Source organism: Variovorax sp. WDL1, from assembly GCF_001541225.1.
GTDB lineage: Bacteria > Pseudomonadota > Gammaproteobacteria > Burkholderiales > Burkholderiaceae_C > Variovorax.
Window position 1 is genome coordinate 1 of record NZ_LMTS01000208.1, and the last position, 8298, is coordinate 8298.

Annotated in this window: 10 protein-coding genes; 6 read left to right on the forward strand and 4 right to left on the reverse strand. The window is 62.2% G+C overall.

Going from position 1 to position 8298, the window contains the following annotated elements:
* Positions 1 to 26: 26 nt before the first annotated feature.
* Positions 27 to 326 carry a hypothetical protein gene (locus APY03_RS26715; RefSeq protein WP_068681659.1) on the forward strand — a complete coding sequence of 100 codons (300 nt, stop codon included), beginning with the start codon at positions 27 to 29 and terminating at the stop codon, positions 324 to 326.
* Positions 323 to 985 carry a uracil-DNA glycosylase gene (locus APY03_RS26720; RefSeq protein ID WP_011805824.1) on the forward strand — a complete coding sequence of 221 codons (663 nt, stop codon included), beginning with the start codon at positions 323 to 325 and terminating at the stop codon, positions 983 to 985. Before APY03_RS26715 ends, APY03_RS26720 begins: the two co-directional genes overlap by 4 nt.
* Positions 986 to 1001: 16 nt before the next feature.
* Here APY03_RS26720 and APY03_RS40625 read toward each other — a convergent pair whose 3' ends face one another.
* From APY03_RS40625 to APY03_RS40635, 3 genes are read right to left on the reverse strand one after another with little or no spacing between them, the layout of a single operon-like run.
* Positions 1002 to 1487 carry a TIR domain-containing protein gene (locus tag APY03_RS40625; protein ID WP_011805825.1) on the reverse strand — a complete coding sequence of 162 codons (486 nt, stop codon included), beginning with the start codon at positions 1485 to 1487 and terminating at the stop codon, positions 1002 to 1004.
* 41 nt (positions 1488 to 1528) lie between these two features.
* A complete protein-coding gene (locus tag APY03_RS40630) occupies positions 1529 to 2116 on the reverse strand; it encodes an SLOG domain-containing protein (protein ID WP_043565517.1) in 588 nt (195 codons plus the stop codon).
* A 3-nt stretch (positions 2117 to 2119) separates the two neighbouring features.
* Positions 2120 to 3262, reverse strand: coding sequence for a toll/interleukin-1 receptor domain-containing protein (locus APY03_RS40635; RefSeq protein WP_013721785.1), 1143 nt, complete (start codon positions 3260 to 3262; stop codon positions 2120 to 2122).
* A gap of 412 nt (positions 3263 to 3674) precedes the next feature.
* Here APY03_RS40635 and radC point away from each other — a divergent pair, with 412 nt between their 5' ends.
* Both radC and APY03_RS26735 read left to right on the forward strand, forming a co-directional pair.
* The gene (gene radC / locus APY03_RS26730) at positions 3675 to 4181 is read left to right on the forward strand and encodes a RadC family protein (RefSeq protein ID WP_013721784.1); all 507 of its coding nucleotides are present in this window, start codon (positions 3675 to 3677) and stop codon (positions 4179 to 4181) included.
* Positions 4182 to 4462: 281 nt separating this feature from the next.
* Positions 4463 to 4813, forward strand: coding sequence for a DUF2958 domain-containing protein (locus APY03_RS26735; RefSeq protein ID WP_013721783.1), 351 nt, complete (start codon positions 4463 to 4465; stop codon positions 4811 to 4813).
* A gap of 30 nt (positions 4814 to 4843) precedes the next feature.
* Here APY03_RS26735 and APY03_RS26740 read toward each other — a convergent pair whose 3' ends face one another.
* Complete coding sequence (locus tag APY03_RS26740) at positions 4844 to 5512, reverse strand: DUF6988 family protein (protein ID WP_013721782.1); 669 nt, start codon at positions 5510 to 5512, stop codon at positions 4844 to 4846.
* A gap of 527 nt (positions 5513 to 6039) precedes the next feature.
* Here APY03_RS26740 and APY03_RS26745 point away from each other — a divergent pair.
* Positions 6040 to 6864, forward strand: coding sequence for a DUF932 domain-containing protein (locus APY03_RS26745; protein ID WP_015014844.1), 825 nt, complete (start codon positions 6040 to 6042; stop codon positions 6862 to 6864).
* Between the two features lie 78 nt (positions 6865 to 6942).
* Positions 6943 to 8298 (forward strand): ParB/RepB/Spo0J family partition protein (locus APY03_RS44540; protein ID WP_232324421.1); only part of this gene is annotated, 1356 nt, incomplete at its 3' end.

Below are 8298 nucleotides of genomic sequence, written 5' to 3' on the forward strand. Positions count from 1 at the left end.
TAATTGACGCTCGCCGCTCAGAATAGTTGACGCCGGGCAGTCGGGCCATCGTCGTGGAAGAAGGGCTTTCAGCGTGGATTTTCTCCAGAGCCAAGGAGCTGAATTTCTTCGAGAATCAGGAAAAGGTCTCACTTGGGGTTCTCAAGACCATTGGTGAGTTCGTGAGTGGTTACGAAGTGGAGAAATGTCCGCTAAAGCTCTGGGAAAAGGCAATCCTGGATGGCTATGCTGTCTTTCGCCAGCTCAAGGAAAATCAAGGCGGCTGGATCATTGGAAACCGAGAACAACGCACCATCAAATACATGCCACTTGAGTCTGAAAAATGAAGATCCACCCGTTCGTTGATGCAGTTGCTTCTCTGCAGTTCGAAGACTGCTTCAATCCGTATTCGGATCGTTGTGAAGTTCATGATCGACGCGATGCACCACGTCGCCGTGCTGCTGCACTGTCCGCCATGTTGCGTCGTGCAACCGAGGAACCCGTAGACGCGATATGGATTGGACGAGACCTCGGATATCGCGGAGGACGCCGCACTGGGTTAGCCCTGACCGACGACCTTCACATAAGCCAGCACGCTAGGCGTTGGAATCTCGACCAGGTCGCCGAACGGCCGACGATAGGCAGTGCTGTGGCCGAACGAACCGCCGCGGTCATATGGGGCATGCTGGAACATATTGATGCCCGCATCTTCCTCTGGAACGTTTTCCCTCTGCATCCGCACGAATCAGGAGATCCGTTCACCAACCGGCAGCACAACGCGCGTGAGAGGCGAGCCGGCGAAGAACTGCTCCAACAGCTCATTGTCTTGCTACGTCCCTCTCGCATCGTCGCCATCGGCAACGATGCCGCCGCTGCGGCCCATCGCATCACGGATTCCGTACCCGTGATTTGCGTGAGGCATCCTAGCTATGGAGGACAGACCCAGTTCCAGAGGCAAATCTCGGAGCTCTATGGGCGCCCCATGAGCACTGGGTCGTTGTTTTGACGAGAGGCTTGGCTTCTTAGCGCGCAGCGATCGCCGCTTCAATCCAGCCCGACAGGTTGTCACTGATGTGGTTATAGGCCGCACTGCTCGTGGCCCCTGGTGGATCGTACATGCGGACGACGGTGGATAGCTTTCTACCGTCGTTCAAGGTAAATGAGTCAAATGGATTGGCCCCGGCAACTGATGGTTGCTGGTTGTGGTCCAGCAGCTTATGGACTCGTATCCCCAAGAGTCCCTTGCCACTATTCCATGACTGCTCAATCTCATATCGAATCCAGGGGCGATTCGCCGTTTCGGCTCCGACCAGAACAATTGTGCATGTCCGTCCTTGCAGCTGATCGTCGATCCAGCGCTTGATTGCGGCCTCGCCGCCTCGCTTCACTTCTTCCCATTTGTTATCGCTTGCTGGTTGGTTGCCCTCAACAACACCAATATTCCGTATCTTGGAGGCGCGCCAACTGTCGCGTTGATAGTGGAAGCTATAGAAGATTTTCCGTGGCATGGCGAGTCCTTTGTTGGATCATGTAAATCTGCAGAGGAGACTCAACTCGCTGCACCTTGAATGTTCAATGCGAGGTGCGTGTGAAAGAGTTGCGCGAAGTCCACATCACCAAGATCCGCATCGGCGAAATAACCTTGATCTTTGGCCAAGTTCAAGGCCGCCCCGCCTGGCGACGGTACGGGCAGAACTTTGGCGGCGGGGTGGAATTTCCTGAAGAGTTCATGCTCGGCTTCCACTCCTTCCATGCCGCCGATGAAAACAGCGGCAACGAGATCATCGCGCGACAGCATTTCTTCCCGCATTAGCAGCAGGCTCGCCTCTCTGTCACCGGCAACTGCATTGGTGAATACTACATTGTGAAAACGGTCGTTTTCTTCCGGGTAACGATCCTTGAAGAACGTGCTCTGATACAGAACCACGGCCCCAGAATAATCGACACCCAAATCCTCACAAATGCTCCAGATCATAGGCGTGATAGCGGGATGGCCTCCCCACACGATCTTGTGCTGACGAATGACGGCCATGACCAGTTCCCTCACAGCGCATTGGATGAGGAATGGATTGGCGGTCTCGTGATACGAGCCGCGGCCGACAAGTGGGACACTGGCTGAAAGGAAGATTGCGCTCACGATTCAGGCCTCCCAGTCCGCAAATTGCCATCCAGCCTCGCTGGCTTTGACCCACCGCGCAGAGTGGATATGCTGGCCCAGCCAGTCCAAATGCCCCAGCCACCGGGGATGCAAGCCAACATGATCGTAAACGACGGCAACCGATTGATCTGGCGAATTGGTGGATGCGTCATGCAACGTGGTCGACGTGGGGACACCAACTGTTGGGTAGACGACGACATTCCGGCCATCCGGCAGTCGGATATAGACCGCCTTGTTCGGTCCAACGCCGACAAGTTGACCGCCAATCGTTTGAATAGCGTTGCGCAAATTGCTCACTAGATTGACGGAACGGACCGCATGGCTTTGGCTGCGAACTTCTTCGAGCTGTAGACAGATTCGCTCCACAGCGCTGTCCGCGAGGCGTCCTGTGGCCGCATCCACTTCGTCGGGCAACAATTCTGCGCGACTGGCGGTGGCTGTTCGCGCAGATGGCGTGCAGTCTGGCCAGCCAACCCGTAAGACGCTGATGCCTTTCGCCAGAGCGCGTCCGAACTCTGCGCTTGTCCAGCGGCTTTCAAAGTAGCCTGGCGTGTCAAGCATCACAAGAACGTCGGAATCGCAAAGGCGATGCCATAGCATCGTCTGAAAATCTTCCGCAGGTGGAATCCCATGCGTATCGAGAAACACATCGAATAGCCGAGCAGATAAGGCGTCAAAGAGCTGCAAGGCTGCCTCACGGGCTTCGCCCCGGCGGTAACTTACGAACACTCGACGCTGGCGAGGTAGCAACCCCGCACACTCAAGTAAAGCGGTCGCGACACGCTGTGACCCGTTGGCGGCATAGGCTAAGCAGTTGAGAGGTCGCAGTAATTCAGGAATCTCTGCGTTAACTCGATTGACGTCGGATGCTATCGGCAGTAGCGGGATGCCTCGCTCCAGCAACTTCGCCACGTTGGCGAGAGGTGGATTGTCGCCCCCGAAAAATACTGCAGCGGATGAGCGCTGTTGGTCGGGGTTAAACGCTTCCGGGCGCACCTCCCATCCAACTTCATGTCCTAGTCGCAAGTTGAACATGCCTACGGCAGTTCCGACGATTTCTTCAAGCTCAGAAATCTGGGCGTCGGTTGGCGAACCAAGCACTGCAAGTTGATAGAGGGCGGCCATGCTCTTCCTTGTGATTTCAGTGTTCTCGCCTATCTGACCTTACGAAACCCAATGCGGGAATCTCCTTCAAAGATAGCCGATTTCGGGCGTCCCCGGTCGGGCCGCGCTGTCGTGCTACGCATCAAGCCCCGCTGCGCGAGTCTCGCCCCTGCGGGCTTCCATCGTTCCCTCGCGACGCTCGGCTGACGCCTCCGGCCCTGCTGGGCCTGCGCGCTCCGCTTGCCAGGGTTCGTGTATGGCATGGGGCGGTCTTGCTGTTTCCCTTCACCGTACCACGGCGTTCTCGCCGTCAAGGGCGGCGCGCGCCATGCGCGCTTGCGTCCTGGCGGCCGTCTGCGACCCCTGACTGCTTGCGCTGCGCCGTGCTGGCACCGGTTCCGGGCAATTCCGCCCGAGCAACCGGAGCACGATCATGTCGCAACTGACCCTCACTCTCGACACCCCGCTGATGGTGCGCGATGGCCGTGGGCGCTATCGGCTGGCGGACGCCGACCAGATTCTGGAAGCCGCGCGCCAGGTCATCGAACAGAAGATGCAGCGCGGCGAGGCGTTCACTTCGCCGGAGGCGGTGAAGGACTACCTGCGCGCCAAGCTGGCCGGCTTCGAGCACGAAGTCTTCGCGGTGTTGTTCCTCGACACGCGCCATCGGCTGATCGACTACGTGGAGATGTTCCGCGGCACGATCGACGCCGCCGAGGTGCATCCGCGCGAGGTGGTGAAGCAGGCGCTGCGGCTCAATGCGGCGGCGGTCATCGTTTCGCACAACCATCCGAGCGGAAACTCCGAGCCGAGCGCGGCCGACAAGGCGATGACCTCGCAGCTTCGGCAGGCGCTGGCGCTGGTGGACATTCGCACGCTGGATCACGTCATCGTTGCGGGGACTCGCACCACGTCATTCGCCGAACGCGGCCTGCTTTGACCATTGGGGGCTTCGGCCCCCTTTTTGCTGCGCCCGGCGGCGCAACTCCGGCCCTCGCGGGCCTGCGCGTGCTGCGCACTTGCCGAAAACCCGGGTGCGTGGAGGTGCGAGGGAGGCGGTCTTGCTGTTCCCTTCATCGTGCCACGGCGTTCTCGCCGTCAAGGGCTGCGCGCCGATGGCGCTTGCGTCCTGGCGGCCGTCGTTGACCCCTGACTGCTTGCGCTGCGCCGTGCCCCGGAAGGGTCGGGCAATTCCGCCCGGCTTCCTTTCAGGAGTTCACCATGAACAACGCACTCATCACCGACGAGCAGCGCATCGTGTTGCTGGCCAACGGCCGCGAATCCTTGGAGAACCCGGACTTCGATCCGGCCCCCGTGGTCAAGCTGTTCACGCCGGACGCCGGCGCGACCTGGCTGCTGACCGAGATTGATCCCGATGACCACGACCACGCCTTTGGGCTGTGCGATTTGGGCCTGGGGATGCCGGAAATCGGCTGGGTCAGCCTGCAGGAGCTGGCGGCCGTGCGCGGGCGGCTCGGGTTGCCGGTCGAACGCGATCTGCACTTCCGTGCCGAGAAGCGCCTGAGTGCCTATGCGCGCGATGCGCGGCTGGCCGGGCGGATCATCGAATGATTTCGCGCGGGGCGTCGCAAGATGCCTCGTTCAAGGTTTCAGGAGATCCGGCAGGCAGTCGGCGAATGCCGGCTGGATCTTACTCACGGGCTTGGCCACGGCCTCGTCGCCGGTGAGGACTGCCATCGTCATGCCGGTCATGGTCGTCAGACCGTTCGAGCTGCGCAGTACCTGTAGCGCAAGATCGACCGGGAAGCCGTCGGCACTGCGCCGCAGTGGATGAATGCCGCCATGCACGAACGAGTTCATGCCGTGCCAGGTCACATCCTTGAAATGCGAAAGCATTTGGTGCGCAGCCGCCGGCGCGCCTTGTCCGACTCGCTTGCCGATCTGCTCAATCATTTCGCTGGCGCCAGGCAAGTTCTTGGCCGCCTGTTCGCTCTGCAGCGTCAGTGGCGCCAGCAGCTTGTCGATCGCTGCGTCGCTGGCTGCGTAGAGCAGCCACATTGCCCGCGTCAGGGCCTCGAACTGCAGGCGCATGAGGCCGACGGCGGACGAGGGTAGTCGCAGCGCCATCAATGCTCGCATCGCTGTTGCATGCTCCATAGCGACCAGGCACATGCCAAGAGCTGACTCGCCACGGGGCGATCCATCGAAATCGGCGTCGCCCAGTAGTTCATCCAGACGTTCGTGCAAGGCATTGGAGCGGTGGAGCATGTGCTCCAAACGATCGTCGTTGTTGATGATGGTTTCCTCCATAGAGGGATCGTAGGACAGTCGTGCGTCCCCGGCCAAGAAACATGGCCGGTCGCGCTGTCGTGCTGCGCATCGAGCCTCGCTACGCGAGTCTCGCCCCCTTCGGGCTTCCATCGTTCCCTCGCTCCGCTCGGCTGACGCCTCCGGCCCGGATTCCTAGATCCGGGCCTGCGCGCTTCGCTTGCCGTGCGGTCGGCGTATTGAGGGGCCGTGGCCATGTCCAGCCGTCTCCCCTGACTTCATCACCTTCACCGCGACTGTAGCCCGCGGCCGTGTGCCGTCAAGGCGCGCAGGGCCGTGTCCTCGGCTGCGCCTGCGGGCCGCACCCACCCTGCGCTTGCCTCCTTGACGGCCCCCGTCCGCGCGCTCCTGACCGTCGCGGGCGATGAACTCAGGAAAGACGGTGGCAACAGGGCCAACCGGGTTCCTCGTGCCGACCGCACCGAACAGCCGAAAGGCTGGGCTTCCGAATCTAGGAATCCGGTATGCGGTGAACAGCAAACCCTTTTTTCTTTGTCAGGAGAAATGCCATGCAACTCGCATCCCGCTTCGCTTCCCGTTCCCCGGTGCTGCGTTCGGAACGTCCCTTGTCCGATGACCAAATCCGGGCCGTGGCCCCGTCCATCTACGCGGAAGCCCCGCACGAAAGCCGCTCCGAGCGGTACAGCTACATCCCCACCGCCACCGTGCTGCAAGAACTGCGCGGGGAAGGCTTCGAGCCTTTCATGGTGACGCAAACCCGCGTGCGCCACGACGACCGCCGTGACTACACCAAGCACATGATCCGGCTGCGCCACGCCAGCCAGATCAACGGCCGCGAGGCCAACGAAATCATCCTGCTGAACTCCCATGACGGCACCAGCAGCTATCAGATGCTGGCCGGGATGTTCCGCTTCGTTTGCAGCAATGGCCTTGTCTGCGGTGACACCGTGGCCGACGTGCGCGTACCGCACAAGGGCGACGTGGCGGCGCAGGTGATCGAAGGCGCTTACGAAGTCCTGCACGGCTTCGACCGGGCGCAGGAATCGCGCGATGCCATGCGCGCGATCACGCTGGACGCCGGGGAATCGGAAGTGTTCGCCCGCGCTGCGCTGGCGTTGAAGTACGACGAGGACAAGCCCGCGCCCATCACGGAATCGCAAATCCTGAGGCCGCGCCGCCATGACGACGACCGCCGCGACCTGTGGAGCGTGTTCAACCGCACGCAGGAGAACTTGACCAAAGGCGGCCTGTCCGCCCGCGCCGCGAATGGCCGCCGCCAGACCACCCGGCCCGTGCAGGGCATCGACCAAAGCGTGCGCCTGAACCGCGCCCTGTGGCTGCTGGCCGATGGCCTGCGCCAGTTGAAAGCCTGAATCCCCACGCGGCAGGGGCAGGCAGCAGCCCTTGCCGCTTCTCTCGCTGCTGCACCCCAACCGCAAGGAGTTATCACCATGAACGCCGTACTCAAAACCGAAGCCGTCGCCATCGAAGCCGCCGCACCGCTGGAAGTGGCCGACCCGACCAAGAACCTGATCTTGGTCCCCCTCTCGCAGTTGTTGCCGCGCCGCTCCAAGCGCAACGTCCGCACGACCCCGCGCCAATCCATCCCCGAACTGGCCGCGAGCATTGCCCGCATCGGCCTGCTGCAAAACCTGATCGTCATCCTCGCCGCCGATGGCGAGCAATACGAAGTCGTCGCAGGCGACCGTCGCCTGACCGCCTTGAAGCTGCTGGCGAAGAAGAAGCGCATCCCCGCCGACTACGAAGTGCCGTGCCTGCTGGTGGCCGATGCGTCCGCCCGCACCGTCAGCCTCGCGGAGAACGTGCAGCGCGAGAACATGCACCCCGCCGACCAGTTCGCGGCCTTCGCCGCGCTGGTCAAGGAAGGCCGCTCGGTGGAGGACATTGCCGCAGACTTCGGCGTGTCCCCGCTGGTGGTGCAGCGCCGCTTGAAGCTGGCGAACGTCTCGCCGCGCCTGCTGGCCGATTACCGCGCCGGAGCCGCGACGCTGGAACAGTTGATGGCCTTGACCATCACCGACGACCACACCGCGCAGGAAGCCGCGTTCTATGGTGCGCCGGAATGGCAGCGCAGCCCGTCCAAGCTGCGCGAGCGCCTGACCGAGCGCGAAATCGACGCCGCGCACGCGCTGGTGCGCTTCGTCGGGCTGGACGCCTACCGGCAGGCAGGCGGCGGCATCCGCCGCGACCTGTTCGCAGAAGGCGATGCCGGAACCTACCTCACCGATACCGCAGTGCTGGAAACGCTGGTGCGCGACAAGCTGGCAATGCTGGCCGAGGACGTGCGCGCCGAGGGATGGGCATGGGTGGAGGCCGTGCCGCATCTGGCCTACGAGGAACGGCAGGCGTTCCAGAACGCCCCGCGCCACCGCCGCGAGCCGACCAGCCGCGAGGCTCGCCGCATCGCCTCGCTGGAAACCCGCCTCGAAAAGATCGAAGCCGAACTGGAAGAAGCCTGCCAAGTTGAAAGCAGCGAGGACGAGGCCAAGGCCGAGAAACTGGAACAGCGGCGCGATCAGGTGGTCGGGGAACTGCAAGACGCGGAGGACGCCTTACAAGGCTATGCCCCCGAAGTGCGCGAGGTGGCCGGTGCCATCGTCACCATCGACCGCAGCGGCGAGGCCGTCATTCATCGCGGCCTGCTGCGCGAAGCCGAGGCGAAGGCGCTGCGCACGCTTGAAAAGCTGCGGCGCGGTTTCGGCAGCACCGAAGGCGAAGCCGCCAACGACGAGCACGAGGACGCCGACGACGCGCCCAAGGCCGCGAGCCTGTCCGACCGGCTGGGG

Excerpts from the sequence above, each read along its gene's own strand:
- APY03_RS26720 (WP_011805824.1), top strand. The coding sequence starts at position 323 with ATGAAGATCCACCCGTTCGTTGATGCAGTTGCTTCTCTGCAGTTCGAA.
- APY03_RS40625 (WP_011805825.1), bottom strand. The coding sequence starts at position 1,487 with ATGCCACGGAAAATCTTCTATAGCTTCCACTATCAACGCGACAGTTGG.
- APY03_RS40635 (WP_013721785.1), bottom strand. The coding sequence starts at position 3,262 with ATGGCCGCCCTCTATCAACTTGCAGTGCTTGGTTCGCCAACCGACGCC.
- radC (WP_013721784.1), top strand. The coding sequence starts at position 3,675 with ATGTCGCAACTGACCCTCACTCTCGACACCCCGCTGATGGTGCGCGAT.
- APY03_RS26735 (WP_013721783.1), top strand. The coding sequence starts at position 4,463 with ATGAACAACGCACTCATCACCGACGAGCAGCGCATCGTGTTGCTGGCC.
- APY03_RS26740 (WP_013721782.1), bottom strand. The coding sequence starts at position 5,512 with ATGGAGGAAACCATCATCAACAACGACGATCGTTTGGAGCACATGCTC.
- APY03_RS26745 (WP_015014844.1), top strand. The coding sequence starts at position 6,040 with ATGCAACTCGCATCCCGCTTCGCTTCCCGTTCCCCGGTGCTGCGTTCG.